Genomic DNA, 14,961 nt, shown 5'->3' with positions numbered 1-14,961 from the left:
ATTTGGCGCGGCGCTGCGGGAGCGAGCGCGACTCGATTTTCCTAAAATGTTCGCCGCCCGGTCTCGGCGCGAGCACGAGCCGACGATTCCGCCACGCCGAGAGTTTCGCCGCCGACCCCGCGACTTCCGAGGACGACTTTCATGAATCCAGCCGAAATCGCCGCCCCGCTCTCCGGCGCCGCAGAAATCTCCATCTGGGGCATGTTCTGGGGCGCCCATATCGTCGTGAAGCTGGTGATGGTCGGCCTGCTGCTCGCCTCGGTCTGGTGCTGGGCGATCATCGTCGACAAGGCGATTTTGTTCTCCCGCACGCGCCGCGCCATGGATCGTTTCGAGGAAGTGTTCTGGTCCGGCTCCTCGCTCGAGGATCTCTACGCCAAGCTGCAGGAGCGTCCGACCGCGGGCATGGGGAGCCTCTTCATCGCCGCCATGCGCGAGTGGAAGCGCTCCTTCCAGAACGCCGGCGCCTCCTTCATGGGATTGCAGGCGCGCATCGACAAAGTGCTGGACGTCTCCATCGCCCGCGAGATCGAGAAGCTCGAGTCCAATCTTCTGGTGCTGGCGACGGTCGCCTCGGCCGGCCCCTTCGTCGGCCTGTTCGGCACGGTCTGGGGCATCATGACCTCCTTCCGCTCGATCGCCGCCTCCAAGAACACCTCGCTCGCCGTCGTCGCGCCGGGCATAGCGGAGGCGCTGCTCGCCACCGCCATCGGCCTCTTCGCCGCCATTCCGGCGCTCGTCGCCTATAACAAGCTGCAAGGCGACGTCGCCCGCACGCAGGCGCGGCTCGAGAGCTTCGCCGACGAATTCTCCGCCATTCTGTCGCGCCAGATCGATCAGCACGCCGGCCAGTCCGGCCGCGACCGCGCGGCTTGAGAGCGGGAGACGCGCATGGGAGCCTCGATCGCCGCGGGACGCAAGGGCTCGGGACGCCGGCGGCGCGGAACGCCGCGCTACGGCGCCATGGCCGACATCAATATGACGCCCTTCATCGATGTGATGCTGGTGCTGCTCATCATCTTCATGGTGGCGGCGCCGCTGCTCGCGACCGGCGTCGCCGTCGATCTGCCGCAGACCAAGGCCGGCCCGCTCAATGTCGATCAGAAGCCGCTCGCCATCGCCATCGACGACAAGGGGCAGGTCTTCCTCATGGATCAGCCGATCGAGATCGGCCAGCTCCTCGACCGGCTGAAGGAGACCGCCAAGGCGGGCTTCGACGAGCGCATCTATATGCGCGCCTCCAAAACGGTGAATTACGGCCGCGTCGCCGAGATCATGTCGCTGGTGACGACGGCCGGCTACAAGAAGGTCGCGCTGGTGACCGAAGTGGACAAGAAGTGAGGGCGAGAATTGAAGCCCTCGCGCCACGAACCCGGCCTCCTCGTCTCGGCGGCCGCCCATGCCGGGCTGCTGCTGGCGACGCTCGTCGCCTTTTCGGACGCGAGGAAATTCGATGACGCGCAGGAGACCGTGCCGATCGACATCGTCACGGATGCGCAGCTCAATCAGGTGATGAAGGGCGAGAAGACCGCGAAAGAGGTCAAGCCCGTCCAGCGCGCCGACAAGATCGCCGAGCAGCGCGAGACGAAGCCGCTGCCGCCGCTCGCCGAGGCGACGAAGGACGTCGCCGCCCCGCCCCCGCCGCTCGAGCGGCGGCTCGAAGAGCCGGAAGACAGGCCCGAGGCCCCGCCGCCGCCAAAGCGCGTCGCCGCTTTGCCGCCGACGCCGGAGCCGCCCGTCCGCCCCACACCGCCGAAGCCCGAGCCGCCCAAGCCCGAGCCGCCCAAGCCGCAGCCGGCCAAGGCGGAGCCGCCGAAGCCGGAGCGCGCCAAGCCCGCGCCGCCGCCCGAACGCGAGGAGCCCGAAGAGGCCGAGGCAGTGAAGCCGAAGCCTCCCTCGCGGCCCAAGCCCGAGAAGGAGGCGAAGGAGACGCCGCAGCCGCCGCAAAAGCCCAAGCCGAAGGACGAGCCGAAGCCCCCGGAAGAGGCCAAAAAGCAAGAGGTCAAAAAGCAAGAGGCCAAGCCGAAGGAGCAGGGCAAGCAAAAGGACGAGCCGCGGCTGAAGGTCGACGAGGTGGCGAAGCTCCTCGAGAAGAAGAAAACCGCCGAAAAGGGCGCGCCGGGCGAGGCTGACGAGGCCAAGAAATCCGACAAGCCGCCGGCAAAACCGAAATCCGGCGACGAGACCGCGCCCAAATCGAAATTCGACGCGGCCAGTATCGCCAATCTGTTGAGCCGCGAGGCGCCGCAGCGTCGCGCCGCGACCGGCGCGGAGCTGACCAAGACAGCCTCGCTCGGCGCGCCCACGGCGAGCGCGCCGCGCATGTCGCCGACGATGCAGGCGCAGATCGACGCCTATACGGTCGAGCATTATCGCCGGTGCTGGCAGGCGGCGCTGTCGATCAACGCTCAGACCTATGTGCCGCGCGTGGAGTTTCGCCTGACGCGGGAGGGCGCGCTCGAGGGCGCCCCGCGCCTGCTCAACCCTTCTTCCGATCCCGTCGAGCGCAGTCGCGGCGAGCAGGCGCTCGGCGCCGTGCGGCGCTGCAGCCCCATGCCGATTCCCCCCGCCTTCGCATCCTATTACGATTATTGGCGCGTCACGGAATTGGACATGAGAGAAGATATGTAGCGGCGGCCTCGCCCCTCCGCCCCGATTTGAGAAACGCCCAGGACCCGCATCGCATGACGCTCCACCTCTCCCGCCGCTCCGCCGCCGGCCTCATCGCCGGCGCGACCCTCTCGCCGCTCTTCGCCGCGCCCTCGCGCGCGGCGCGCGTGCTCGATCTGCGCGCGGGCGGCGGCTTCCAGCCCGTCTCCGTGGCGGTCACGAATTTTTCCGGCGACGAGGCGGCGCGCATAGTGACGAGCGTCATCGTCAATAATTTCAAGCGCTCCGTCTTCCTGCGGCCGATCGAGCCGGGCGGCTTTCCGGAGTCCGCCGGCTCCGAAGCCGCGCCCAATCTCGATCTCTTCCGCACGGTCAATGCGCAATTCGTCGTGACCGGCCGCTCGCAGCGCAGCCCGGACGGGCGGCTCAAGACCGAGTTCCGCCTGTTCGACGTCTCGACGGGCGAGCAGGCGGCGGGCCAGCAATATGTCACCGACGCCGCCAATATGCGCCGCGTCGCCCATCTCGTCTCGGACGCCGTGTTCACGCGCATCACCGGCGAGAAGGGCTTCTTCGACACGCGCGTCGTCTTCGTCGACGAGAGCGGGCCGAAGGAGCATCGCCGCAAGCGCCTCGCCATCATGGATCAGGACGGCGCCAATGTGCGCTATCTGACCCGCGGCGAGGAGCTCGTGGTCACGCCGCGCTTCTCGCCCTCGTCGCAGGACGTCACCTATATGTCCTTCGGCTCCGCCGATCCGAAGGTGCTGCTGCTGAACATAGAGAGCGGCCAGCGCGAGGTGGTCGGCAATTTTCCGGGCATGACCTTCTCGCCGCGCTTCTCGCCGGACGGGCAGAAGATCGTGATGTCGCTCTCGCAGGGCGCGGCCACCAATCTCTACGCCATGGATCTGCGCTCGCGCACGACGACGCGCCTCACCGACACCAACGCCATCGACACCTCGCCCTCCTATTCGCCGACCGGCGGCGAGATCGTCTTCGAATCCGACCGCGGCGGCTCGCAGCAGATTTACGTGATGGGCGCGAATGGCGGCGGCGCGCGGCGCATCTCCTTCGGCTCGGGCCATTATTCGACGCCGGTCTGGTCGCCCAAGGGCGATTACATCGCCTTCACCAAGCAGTCGAGCGGCTCCTTCGGCATAGGCGTGATGAAGCCGGACGGCTCCGGCGAGCGCATTCTCACCGAGGGCTTCCACAATGAGGGCCCGACCTTTGCGCCCAACGGGCTGTTCCTGATGTTCTTCCGCGATCCGGGCGGCGGCTCGGGCGCGAAAATCTACATGGTGGATATTTTCGGCCGCTCGGAATTCCCGGTGCCGACGCCGTCCTACGCCTCCGATCCGTCTTGGGGGCCGCTGCAGGACTGATTCTCACGGCGCTCGATAGGCCCTCTCTCCCGCGTAGCGGGGAAGGGTACGGGAGGTTCCTCCCCTATTCCGGTTCCAAAGACCCATACGCATCGGCGACGCCGCCGATGAGATTGGCCGAGAGCAGCAATTCCGTCGAGAGCTCGCCGCCCTGCGGACGCAGCCGCACGCCTGCGGCGATCGCCTCGGCGAGCGCGCGCCGCGCCGCGACCGCCTCCTCGATCGAGACGGCGACGAACGAAATCTCCTCGCCCGGCCGCGTCTGCGCCAGGCGCCCGATGTCGGCGCCGATGACATTGGCGATCTTCGGATAGCCGCCGGTCGGCTGGCGATCGGCCATCAAGACGAGCGGCGCGCCGTCGCCCGGAACCTGTATCGCGCCGAGCGCGACGCCGTCGGAAACGATGTCATGGCCCTTCGCATGGGAGAGGCGCGGCCCTTCCAGCCGATAGGCCATGCGGTCGCTGCGCGGCGAGAGGCGCCAGCGCGCCGACAAAAATTCGTCGATCGCCTCATGGGTGAAATAATCGGCCTGCGGGCCGAGCAGAACGCGGATCGGCGCGCCGCTCGCGGCGAGCCAAGGGGCGTCGATCGCGAGCGGCCCGCGCGGCGGCGCGAGACCCGCGAGCGGCAGCGCATCGCCGGCGCGCAATCCCCGTCCCTCGAGACCGCCCATTCCAGATCGCGTGTGCGTGGCGAGGGAGCCGAGCGCCGGCGGCAGATCGATGCGCCCCGCGACGGCCACATAGCACCATGAGCCGCTCCGCCCCGCGCGGATCGTGAGCGAAGCGCCCGGCTCCAGCGGGAGCGCGCAAGCGCAGGGCAGCCGCGCGCCATCGAGACGAATATCGAAATCGCCGCCGGCGATGGCGAGGCCGATCGTTTCGCCCGAGGTGACGAGCTCGACGCCGCCGAGCGAGACCTCGATCGCCGCAGCGCCCCGCGGCGCGCCCACCGCCTGATTGGCGGCGATGAAGGCGCGCTCGTCCATCGGCCCCGCCGGCGTCACGCCGAAGCGCAGGCTCCCGCATCGTCCAGCGTCCTGAATAGTGACGCCCGGCCCCGCCGCACGAACGAGGAGCCGCCCGCTCGTCTGCGTGCTCATGGGCGAGCGTCCAGCATCTCGCGCCGCGCGACGATCTCGCCGCCCGCGCTTCTCTCGGCGAGCGCGCGAAAACGCGCGTCGTCGACGGGCTCGAAGCGCAGCGCGTCGCCGACATTCACGAAGAAGGGCGGATCGCGTTCGAGCGCGATGAGCCGCTCGGGCGTGCGGCCGACGACATACCAGCCCGTCGGCATGGGATCGGCGCCGATGAGCGAGAGGCCGCCGCCGATGAGCACGGCGCCTTTCGGCGTCGGGGCGCGCGGCGCGGCGCGGCGCGGAACGGCGAGCGCCGGCGGCAGGCCGCCGAGATAGCACCAGCCCGGCGCGAAGCCATACATATAGGCGCGATAATCGCCGCCCGCATGGAGCGCGGCGACGCGCTCGGGCGACAGCGACAAAGATTCGCCCGCCGCCGCCAGATCCTCGCCATGGGGCGGATCATAGCAGCAGGGAATGATCCAGCGGACGCGAGGCGGGCGCTCCGCCACGCCCCGCGTCTCCATCGCTTCGATATGAGCGACGAGCGCCGCGCGGCCGAGCGCGAGCGGATCGTAGTGGATCATCAAGGAGCGATAGGTCGGAACCGTCTCGACAATTCCGACGAGCGGCGCGGCGCGCAGAGCGGCGTCGAGCGCCAGCACGCCGGCGTTGATCGCGGGATCGACGCTGTCGCCGAATTCGACGACGAGCGCCGCCTCGCCGGCGTCGAGACAGCGCGGCGCAGGATAGCGCATCGCCTCACGCCTCCGACGGCGCGAAGGGAAAGAGCTCGTAGCCGGCGCGCTCCAGCGCCTTGCGCAGGCGCCGCGTCATCTCGACGGCGTGCGGCGTGTCGCCATGCACGCAGATGGAATCGATCTGCGTCGGCAGGCGCTTGCCGCTTTCGGTGACGATCGCCCCGTCTTGCAGCATGGCGAGCGCGCGCGCGGCGGCCCAATCCGCATCTTCGATCACGGCGCCCTTCTGGCTGCGCGGCTTCAGCCGTCCGTCGTCGAGATAGGCGCGATCGGCGAAAACTTCATGGGCGATGGGAACGCCCGCATGTTCGGCGGCCGCCACCTGCTCGCTGCGCGCGATGGCGAGCAGAGTGAGGCCCGCGTCGACGGCGTGCGTCGCCCGGGCGACGGCCAGCGCGATTTCCGGCTCGACTTCCGCCACATTGGCGAGCGCGCCATGGCATTTCACATAGGTGAGGCGGTGGCCGCTATAGCGCGCGAGCCCCTGCGCCGCGCCGATCTGATAGGCGACGAGACGCTCGACCTCGGCCGCCGAATAGGGAATGCGCCGGCGCCCGAAACCCGCGAGATCGGGAAAGGACACATGCGCGCCGATCGCGACGCCGCGGCGTTTGGCGAGCGAAAAGCAGCGCGCCATTATATCCGGGTCGCCGGCGTGATAGCCGCAGGCGACATTGGCGGAGGTGACGAGGCCGAGCATGGCCTCGTCGTCGCCCATGCGCCAGGCTCCGTATCCTTCTCCGAGATCGGCGTTGAGATCGACGGTCGACACCTCGTTTCAGCTCCCCGCCCGCCCGCCGTCCTCGGCGAGCTTCTCGCTCGGGATCGACGGCTCGGGCGCTATATCGTCCCACATCCACGCTCGCATCATCGAGCGGCAATCGCCCCCACGCCCTCTGCGCCGAAAGACCCGGCTATTCGGCCGCGAGCACTTGCGGCGGCGGAAAGGCGACCTCGATCAGAGTGCCCTGATTCTTGCGGCTCTTGATCGAGAAGGACGCGCGATTGGCCTCGATCAGCGCCTTTGTCACCGGCAGGCCGAGCCCGGTGCCGCCGCGCGACGCGCCCAGCTGGCGGAAGGGCTCGAGCGCCGTCTCGATCTCGCTCTCCGACATGCCGACGCCCGTATCCTTGACGCGGATCACCACATATCCGGCGTCGGTCAAGGCGCTCGACACGATCACCTGTCCGCCGGCCTCGTTGAACTTCACCGCATTGGACAGAAGGTTGAGCAATATCTGCCGCAGCGACCTGCCGTCGGCAAGGATGCGCGGCAGGCGCGGCCACAGCGACAGTCGGATCACCACACGGCTGCGATTGGCCTGCGGCTGCATGATCGACACGCATTCCGAGATGACGGCGTTGGCGTCGATACGCTCGACGTCGAGCTCGAATTTTCCCGCCTCGATCTTGGAGAGGTCGAGCAGATCATTGACGAGGCTCAGCACATGCTCGCCCGAGGTGTGAATGTCCTTGAGATATTCCTTGTAGCGCTCATTGCCCATCGGGCCGAAGCGCTCCTCCATCATCACCTCGGCGAAGCCGATGATGGCGTTGAGCGGCGTGCGGATCTCATGGCTGACCTTGGCCAGAAAATCCGTCTTGGCGGCGCTGGCGCGCTCGGCCTCGAGGCGGGCGGCCTCGAGCCCGTCGTCGGAGTCGCGCCGGCCAATGTCGCGCAGAATGACGCAACGCCTCTGCTCCGACGGCGCGTCGAGCGGAAGAAGCGTCAACTGCGCCGCGATCGATCGGCCGTTGCGGATGCGCGCCGAGACCTTGAGGCCCTCCCTGGACTCACGAAGGATGGATCGGCGCAGAAAATCGGCGACGGCGCCCTGATCCGCGTCGCTGAACAGCGAAGCGAGGCCGCAGCCGATGAGAGCGCGCGCCTCGCCGCCGACGAGGCGGACGAGAGCGGCGTTGACGCTGCGCAGCCGCCCGTCGGCGTCGAGGACCGCGACGGCGTCGCTCATCGCGTCGAGGACGGCGCGCAGCTCCTCCGCCTCCTGGCGGCGAGCCTCGAGCTCCTGTCGGCGAGCCTCGAGCTCCCGGCGGCGAGCCTCGAGCTCCTGGCGCAGGGCGCCGGCGCGGGCGGATTCCGGCGCGGCCGAGGCCGGACGCGCGCCGCGCAACGTCACCAGCGTGGCGGGAACGCCCTCCCATTCGATCGGCTCGAGGCGCGCGTCGGCCTCGAGCGGCTCGCCGTCGCAGTCGAGCACCTCGACGACGCCGCCCGCGGCTCCATCCGCCGCAGTCGGCGGACGGCGGCCGGAAAAGAGTCGCGCGGCGCCGCCGGCCGCGGCGAGCGCGGCGGCGTCGGAATAGCCGAGATAATCGAGCAGGGTTCGATTGGCGTAGAGCGCCTGCGCCCCGCGCGCCACCAGCACGCCGATCGGCAAGCGATCGAGCAGCGCCGCGGCGCGGCCCGGATCGCCGGGAAAGGCGGCGTTCTCATTGCAAGGCGCGGGCTCCGTCTGGGGAGGCGCCGGCTCGGCCGAGGTCGCCGCGACCTGTCCGGTCGCCTGCTCGATCGTCTCGAATAGATCGCGCACCGAGCCTTTGGCGGGCTTGTGAGCCGCGGAGGCGAGCGCGCGCGCGATTTCGTCGAAAGCCGTCTGCTCATTCGGCGACAGCGCCTCGCCGATGGAGGCGGCGGCTTCCTCGAGCCGCGGCGTCGGCCTCAGCGGCACGATTTTCGCGCCGCCCACGAGCGCCGGCGCGGGCTCCGCCTCGACAGGCGGCTCGACAGCCGGGACATTCGGCTCGGCCGTCGCGACGGCCAGATTCGCGAAAGGCGCCTCGGGCTCGCTGCGCAGCCGGTCGAGATGCAGCACCCCATAGCCCTGATAACCGCCGAATCGCCGCGCGTCGTCGAACGCCGGCAGAGCGCCGAGCGTGACCGGAACCCGCGCCGAGCCGCCGTCGAGCGGCCAATCGAGCTCTACCCCGCTCCAGGAGCGGCGGGATGCGAAAGCGGCGGCGAGGCGGTCGTCGGGCGCAAGGCGCAGCCGGCTCGCCAGCTCGAGAAAGGAGCGCCCGGCTATGTCGCCATTCTCGCGCCCGACGACGTCGGCGAGCGCGTGGGTGACGTCGAGAACGCGCCCCTCCGCGTCGCTGCGCCAGAGGAAACGCTCCGGCCGCGCCGGGCGCGCCGGCGCGGAGACCGGATCGGGTTCGGAAGCGAGCTCTCGGGCGACGGCCGCGGCCGACGCGTTTTCGGATTTCGCCGAGCGCATGCCGAGCATGGCGACGAGGAAAAGAGGCCGCCCGCCCGCCTCTGCGGCCAGGCCGCGGCACAGCACGGTCGCCGTCTGCGCGATCGGCCCGAAGGAAAAACGCAGGCGCTCGAGGCGCGGCGCCGCGGCGTGGCTCTGGGCGCAGGAGAGCTCGCGCAGGCGGCGCGCGCCCTGCTCCTCGCCCCGGAACAGCCGCTCGCCCAGCGCCGCGAGATCGGCGCCGAAGACGGAAAGGGCGGATTCATTGGCGTGGACGACCGCGAGCGGCTCGCCCGCGGCCGCGACGATGGGCGCGCCGGACGCCTCGAGCGCGGCGAAGGCGGCATCGGCGCGAATCCGCGCGGCGACCGTTTCGCTTTCGATCCCCCGCCTGTCGTGCTCGCTCATATCGACAGCGCCTCTTCGGACGCGACAAGCGCCGGCTTCCCGGCGCAAAACGGCGGCGCGGGAAGACGCGACGCGGCCGATCGAAGCTGAGCGATCGGTTAAGAGAAACTTAAAGGCTCGACACGGCTTGGTCTATGCGGCGCAGGACATTTTAACAAGCTTCGACGATTCATGATGAACGGGCGCTCTGAAGAGGCGGCGCGGCCCGAGCGCCCGAATGCTCTGAAAAGGTCCCGCGCCGCCTGCTCCCTCTCAATTTCGGTAAATCGAGCTTGTTGTCCATAAAAGTACGGTTTACCGTCTCCTACATATTTTACCGAACAATTGGAGAGTGGGATGTTCGTGGACTCTGTAGCGTCCGAGATTCGACAGATTTTGGGACACAATCTATCTTCCGCGCGAAAGCGGCGAGGTCTCACAATCGTCGGACTTTCCGAAGCCAGCGGCGTCGGAAAGGCGACGCTTTCGGGGATCGAGCGGGGCGATGGCAATCCGACGATCGAAACGATATGGCGTCTCGCGACATCGCTGGGCGTCTCGTTCGGAAGCCTCATCGAGGGCGACCGAGGGCATACGATATCGCAGGAGGGGATCGCGGTTACCCTGATCGATCGTCAGACGTTTCCGCGCGTGGTCGAATCCTACATCATGGATCTGTCCGAGGGGGCGACGCGAAACTCTCAGGCTCACAACGAGCTCGTCGAGGAGCACGTCACCGTTCTGAGCGGCTCCGTGGTCGTTGGGCCGCAGGAAGCTCCGCTATGCCTTCCGGCTGGAGAAAGTCGACGCTTCCGAGCCGACTCTCCCCATTTCTATCGAGCGGGGCAGGACCCAGCGCGGCTGCTCGTCACGATCGTGTATCCGCTCGTCCACGACGACGCGGCCACGCCCTTCGATCTCCATTTCAAATGGCCGGAGCATCGAGACGATTGGGAGGGCATACGGCGGGTAGTGGAGCGCGTGTGCATAGAAGTGCAGAATGGAGTCGAATTATACCGGATCATTTTCGGCGAGTGTCCCCTGAGCAGGCCAGAGGCGCGAGCGCGGCTCGACAGTGAATTGCTCGCGAATCGAAAGAGCGAGCAGCCGCTGCGCTTTTTCATACTGGACAACGCCTCGCCGAGTCTGGTCGTCTTTGCGCGGCCGTCGCGTTTCGCGCGTCTGAGGGATCCTGCGCCGTCGCAACCGGCGATCGCGGCGGAGGCTTGGCGACTTGCCGATATGGCGCGCCGCCCGCAAATAATCGATCTCGAGGAAATCGAACGGTTGCGGATCGTCGCGCGATCCTCGTCGCTCCTGAATGCGGCCCTCGCGGCCGAAGCGTTGACGGCGTTCGGACTGCCGACCATTCCGACCGGCGTCGCTCACAAGACGCAGACCACGATCGGCGAGCCGGAGAGAGGAGACGACATCGTCCTCTTCGAGGACCGCATCGACGTGGACGCGTACGAGGCCTATGAACTCGTCCATCCCGCCTATGCCCGCCAGTCGCTTCTGGCGGCCCGAGCGCTACCCACGCGAAAGCCCTATCAGCCGCTGAACGTGATCGACGCCGGCTCCGGCCCCGGGCTTCCGCTGCAAATGCTGCTGGAGGCGCGGTCGGATTTGATGATCACGGCCGTCGATCCGAGCGAAACCGCTTTTAGGCATCTCTCGCAAAGATTCGCGGGAAACGCCCGCGTGACCCCCGTGATGGCGGGAATCGACAGCTACGACCCCGAAAACATGCTGTTCGACGCCGCTTTGTCGATCGGGGCGTCGCATCATCTCGATACTTCGTCGTTTTTTCGCGGCGTGGGCCGCTGCCTCCGACCCGGAGCGACCTTCGTCTTGAGCGACGAAATGATCTCGCCCTTCGCGAGCGCGTCGGAACGTCGGTCGAATCTCATCGCTCATCACCTGCAATATATCGTCGACACGTTGATTTCCGTTCCGGACGAAAGCCTCGATCCCGCGGACAGAATTCTCGCGGATCGGATGCGCCAGGAGGCGCCGGCGTGCCTTTTGTTCGCGCGCGCAGGGTTCGGCGACATGGCGACGAGCCGCTTGCGCGGCTTTCTCCAGGAGATAGCTTCGCTGAATTTGCCGGAGCCCGCTTCGCATCCGTTCATGGCCTTCTATCGCTTTCATGTTCTCGAACTTCAGGCGCTCGTCGCCGGTCTCGATTATGAAGTCGAGCAGAAGACTCACGCGCGTCGGCTTCTCGAGCTCGCGGACCATGCCGGGTTCGAATGCATCGATCACCAGCGCATTTTCGCCACACATGGAGAGAGCGAATGGGACGGGGGAACGCATTTCTTCGTTCTGAGGCGGCTGTGACGGCGCGGCTGTCCAACGGAGCCGCGGGGCTGCGCGCCGCGGCTCCGATCGCCATCGGCTATTTTCCCGTCGCGATGGCCTTCGGCGCCGCGGCGGTGAAGCTCGGCCTCGAGCCTGCTCAGGCCATCGCGGTCTCGGCGCTCGTCTTCGCGGGCGCCAGCCAGTTTCTCTTGTTGACGGCCCTGGCTTCGGGAAATGCGCTCCCGATCGTCGTCGTCTTGTCGGGTCTCGTCAATCTGCGCCATCTCCTCTACGGCCCGATCCTCCTGGACAGGCTGCCGCAGAGCGGATATGCGCGATTCCTCTTCGCATTCGCCCTGACCGACGAGGTCTTCGCCGCGACCCTCGCGCGCCGTTCCACCGTCCCGGAAAAATTCGGGACCGCATGGCTCCTCGGCCTCGGATTCGGGGCCTATGCGAGCTGGGTCGCCGGAACCGCTCTCGGCGGGCTCCTCGGAGAGGCCCTCGAAAGAGACGCCCCCATGGCGGCGGAGGCGACTGGTTTCGCCCTGCCGGCTCTCTTCGTCGCGATCACCTGGCTCAATCTGTCCCGCGAAACGGCCATCCCCATGGCGGCGTCGGCTGCGGTCGCCGCCGTTTGCGCCTGGCTGGGATATACGACTGTCGGCCTCTTCGCCGGCGCGGCGCTCGCCTGTCTCATTCACGGAATGCGCCGATGAGCTCTGACGCTGGTCATTTATGGGCCGCGATCGTCGCGATGGCGGCGTCGACCTATGCGACGCGCGGCCTGCCATTCCTCGCCGATCGCGACAGCCGGGCCTTGTCCCTCCTCGCGAGCGGCGCCGGTCCGCTCAAAATGCTGGGGCCCGCCTTGCTGGCCGGCCTGGCCGCGGTCACGGTGACGCCGAGCGTCGCCCACGCCTGCGAGGCGAATCGCCTCCCCGTCTATCTGTCGGCCCTTTTCGCCACTCTGCTCGTCCTCCGCTCGCGTCCAGACGCTGGCCTCGCCGTTCTCGCCGGCGTCGCCGCCTATTGGCTCAGCCTCACAGCTCTGTGACCGTCTTCGCCGATCATAAGCATGTTGCATTGCAGCATGAGTTGAGCCATATTCGGCCGGGCGGTTCACGTTCCTGCCGCGCGGCGCGCGCGAACGGCTCCGCAGACGGTCGGCCGAGAGCGGCCGCGCATCCGGCCGGCGGCCGACCCGACGAGAAGGAAGCATTCGTGAGCGAACCGATTTATCAGATACCGAACGAAGTCCGCGACTTCGCCGAGAAGAGCGTCGAGCAGGCGCGCAAGGCTTTCGAGGGATTCGCCGGAGCGGCGCAGAAAGCGATCGGCTCCGTCGAGACGACGACCGCCACCTTCCAGGTCGGAGCCAAGGACGTGAGCGCCAAGGCGCTCGGCTACGCCGAAGCCAATGTCAACGCCGCCTTCGACCTCGCTCAGAAGCTGCTGCGTGCGAAAGACCCGCAGGAGGTTCTCCAGCTCCAGGCGGAGTATGTGAAGAGCCAGGTCGAGACGATCCAGACCCAGGCGAAGGAGCTCGGCGCCGCGCTGCAGAAGGCGACGACCGGCAAGTGACCTGCGAGTGAGTTGCGACGGCGCCGCGGCGGCGACGCGCGGCGCCTCGACGAGACGCGTTGCGGCGTGAGTTTGGCGGCTTTTTCCTCGAGCATCGCGCCGACGCGATTACGGTCGGCGCGCCGGAACCAGAGCACAGGAGCCCGAAGCTATGGCCATCCCTACGAGAGGTCCTTCCAAACGCCCGGCGCCGCCGAAAGAGCCGCCGATCACCCTCAAGGACGCGCTGGACGACGAGGAGCCGGCGGCCGCCGCGCCCGCGCCGCCCGCCGCCGAGATCGAAGCGGTCTCCGCCGCGCTGGAGCCCGTCGAAGTGGCGCTGGCGACGGCCGAGCCCGCCGTCGAGACCACGGCGAAGCCGATTTTCGAGACCCTGGCCGCCGCGCCCGTCGTCGAAACCTTCACCCCGACCCTGTCCATTGTCGCCGCCACGCTCGAGACATCGGCGCCGAAGCCCGAGTCGATCCCGCTCGACCCGAGCGTCTGGTCGCTGAAGGCGCTCGATCTCGTAAGCGAGAACGCCGCCGCGGTCCTCGATCTGGCGCTGGCGCTCGGTCAGGCGAAATCGGTCGGGGAGGCGGTCGAGGCGCAGTCGCGCTTCGCGAGCGAGCGCTACTCGAATTTCGTGAAGCGCGCCAACGAGCTCGTCGAGCTGTCGAGCCTCTGGTCGCCCTTCCGCTTCGCCGTTTCGGCCTTCGTGGCGTAACGGTTCAGAGCGTCGCTTCGATCAGCGCGCGCAGTTCCGGCGTCGCCTCCGGCATGACGCCGAACCAGTCGCGGAAGGCCGGCCGCGCCTGATGGATGAGCATTCCGAGCCCATCCACAGCGACATTGCCGCGCGCGCGCGCCGCCGCCAGCAGCGGCGTCTCCAGCGGCGCATAGACGATGTCGGAGACGAGGGCGGCGGTCGGCAGGCGATCGAGCGACAGATCGAGCGGCGATTCGCCGACCATGCCCTGATTCGTCGTATTGACGAGAAGGCCCGCGCCGGCGAGACCCTCGGCGCGCTCCTCCCAACGGAAGGCGGCGACCGGCGGCCCGAAATCGGCGGCGATCTTCTGCGCGCGCTCGAGCGTGCGGTTGAACAGCCGCACCTCCGCCGCGCCGGCGTCGATGAGGCCGGCGATGACGGCGCGCGCGGCCCCGCCCGCGCCGATGACCACGGCCGGCCCGGCGTCCGCCCGCCACATGGGGGCGGCGGCGTGCAGTGAGGCGGTGAAGCCGAAGCCGTCGTAATTGCGGCCCGAGAGCGTCCCGTCCTCCTCCACCACCACGCAATTGACCGCGCCTATGCGCCTGGCGCTCGCGTCGAGGCTGTCGACGATGGACAGCGCCCTCTCCTTATGCGGGATGGTGAGATTGCAGCCCGAGAAATTCAACGACGGCAGAGCGCGCAGCGCCGCCTCGAGCCGGCCGGGCTCTATGGCGAGCGGCGCATAGGCGCCGGCGAGGCCGTAGCGGGCGAGCCAGTAGCTGTGGATTTTCGGCGAGCGCGAATGGGAGATGGGCCAGCCCATCACGCCGGCGAGGAGAAAGCGGTCCTGCCCATGCATGTTTTCGTTCCCCGCATATACCCCATCCGCTACGGGATGGTTGGGGTGAAGGTTTCCTCATCCTGAGGAGCCGCGAATCGG

The 14,961-nt window shown here is 68.2% G+C and carries 14 protein-coding genes and 1 pseudogene; 10 read left to right on the top strand and 5 right to left on the bottom strand.

Features of this window, described 5'->3' with window-relative positions; translation table 11 throughout:
• Positions 1-141: 141 nt before the first annotated feature.
• From tolQ to tolB, 4 genes are read left to right on the top strand one after another with little or no spacing between them, the layout of a single operon-like run.
• Positions 142-876 carry a protein TolQ gene (gene tolQ, locus Mspo_RS09875; RefSeq protein ID WP_159729266.1) on the top strand — a complete coding sequence of 245 codons (735 nt, stop codon included), beginning with the start codon at positions 142-144 and terminating at the stop codon, positions 874-876.
• 15 nt (positions 877-891) lie between these two features.
• On the top strand, positions 892-1,341 hold the full coding sequence (locus Mspo_RS09870) for a biopolymer transporter ExbD (protein ID WP_159729264.1): 450 nt from the start codon (positions 892-894) through the stop codon (positions 1,339-1,341).
• Between the two features lie 9 nt (positions 1,342-1,350).
• Entirely contained in the window at positions 1,351-2,631 is a 1,281-nt protein-coding gene (locus Mspo_RS09865) for a cell envelope biogenesis protein TolA (RefSeq protein ID WP_159729262.1), read from the top strand.
• A gap of 53 nt (positions 2,632-2,684) precedes the next feature.
• The gene (gene tolB, locus Mspo_RS09860) at positions 2,685-3,998 is read left to right on the top strand and encodes a Tol-Pal system beta propeller repeat protein TolB (RefSeq protein ID WP_159729260.1); all 1,314 of its coding nucleotides are present in this window, start codon (positions 2,685-2,687) and stop codon (positions 3,996-3,998) included.
• Between the two features lie 64 nt (positions 3,999-4,062).
• On the opposite strand, the gene Mspo_RS09855 is transcribed toward tolB, so the two are convergent.
• From Mspo_RS09855 to Mspo_RS09840, 4 genes are all read right to left on the bottom strand, one after another.
• Positions 4,063-5,103, bottom strand: a complete 1,041-nt coding sequence (locus Mspo_RS09855) for a biotin-dependent carboxyltransferase family protein (RefSeq protein ID WP_159729258.1) — start codon at positions 5,101-5,103, stop codon at positions 4,063-4,065.
• Positions 5,100-5,837: an allophanate hydrolase subunit 1 gene (locus tag Mspo_RS09850; RefSeq protein WP_159729256.1), complete on the bottom strand. Its 738-nt coding sequence runs from the start codon at positions 5,835-5,837 to the stop codon at positions 5,100-5,102. The genes Mspo_RS09855 and Mspo_RS09850 overlap by 4 nt, the downstream gene beginning before the upstream one ends.
• A 4-nt stretch (positions 5,838-5,841) precedes the next feature.
• Entirely contained in the window at positions 5,842-6,612 is a 771-nt protein-coding gene (locus Mspo_RS09845) for a 5-oxoprolinase subunit PxpA (RefSeq protein WP_159729254.1), read from the bottom strand.
• A gap of 142 nt (positions 6,613-6,754) precedes the next feature.
• On the bottom strand, positions 6,755-9,463 hold the full coding sequence (locus Mspo_RS09840; RefSeq protein ID WP_159729252.1) for a histidine kinase dimerization/phospho-acceptor domain-containing protein: 2,709 nt from the start codon (positions 9,461-9,463) through the stop codon (positions 6,755-6,757).
• Between the two features lie 336 nt (positions 9,464-9,799).
• Between Mspo_RS09840 and Mspo_RS20275 the strand changes: the two are divergent.
• From Mspo_RS20275 to Mspo_RS09815, 6 genes and pseudogenes are all read left to right on the top strand, one after another.
• A pseudogene (locus Mspo_RS20275) lies at positions 9,800-9,997 on the top strand (helix-turn-helix domain-containing protein); the annotation flags it as partial.
• Between the two features lie 114 nt (positions 9,998-10,111).
• Positions 10,112-11,782 (top strand): methyltransferase, encoded by a 1,671-nt coding sequence (locus Mspo_RS09835; protein WP_244613297.1) that lies wholly within the window; start codon positions 10,112-10,114, stop codon positions 11,780-11,782.
• Positions 11,779-12,462 (top strand): AzlC family ABC transporter permease, encoded by a 684-nt coding sequence (locus tag Mspo_RS09830; protein WP_159729248.1) that lies wholly within the window; start codon positions 11,779-11,781, stop codon positions 12,460-12,462. Before Mspo_RS09835 ends, Mspo_RS09830 begins: the two co-directional genes overlap by 4 nt.
• The gene (locus Mspo_RS09825) at positions 12,459-12,800 is read left to right on the top strand and encodes an AzlD domain-containing protein (protein WP_159729246.1); all 342 of its coding nucleotides are present in this window, start codon (positions 12,459-12,461) and stop codon (positions 12,798-12,800) included. The genes Mspo_RS09830 and Mspo_RS09825 overlap by 4 nt, the downstream gene beginning before the upstream one ends.
• Before the next feature lie 167 nt (positions 12,801-12,967).
• On the top strand, positions 12,968-13,327 hold the full coding sequence (locus Mspo_RS09820; RefSeq protein WP_159729244.1) for a phasin: 360 nt from the start codon (positions 12,968-12,970) through the stop codon (positions 13,325-13,327).
• 151 nt (positions 13,328-13,478) lie between these two features.
• Positions 13,479-14,033 (top strand): phasin family protein, encoded by a 555-nt coding sequence (locus Mspo_RS09815; protein ID WP_159729242.1) that lies wholly within the window; start codon positions 13,479-13,481, stop codon positions 14,031-14,033.
• A gap of 4 nt (positions 14,034-14,037) precedes the next feature.
• On the opposite strand, the gene Mspo_RS09810 is transcribed toward Mspo_RS09815, so the two are convergent.
• Complete coding sequence (locus tag Mspo_RS09810) at positions 14,038-14,880, bottom strand: shikimate dehydrogenase (RefSeq protein WP_159729240.1); 843 nt, start codon at positions 14,878-14,880, stop codon at positions 14,038-14,040.
• Positions 14,881-14,961: the final 81 nt, after the last annotated feature.

The sequence above is a fragment of the Methylosinus sp. Ce-a6 genome, from assembly GCF_009811655.1.
Classification (GTDB): domain Bacteria; phylum Pseudomonadota; class Alphaproteobacteria; order Rhizobiales; family Beijerinckiaceae; genus Methylosinus.
Note: the sequence above shows the minus strand (reverse complement) of the source record. Positions and strands in the feature narration are given on the sequence as shown.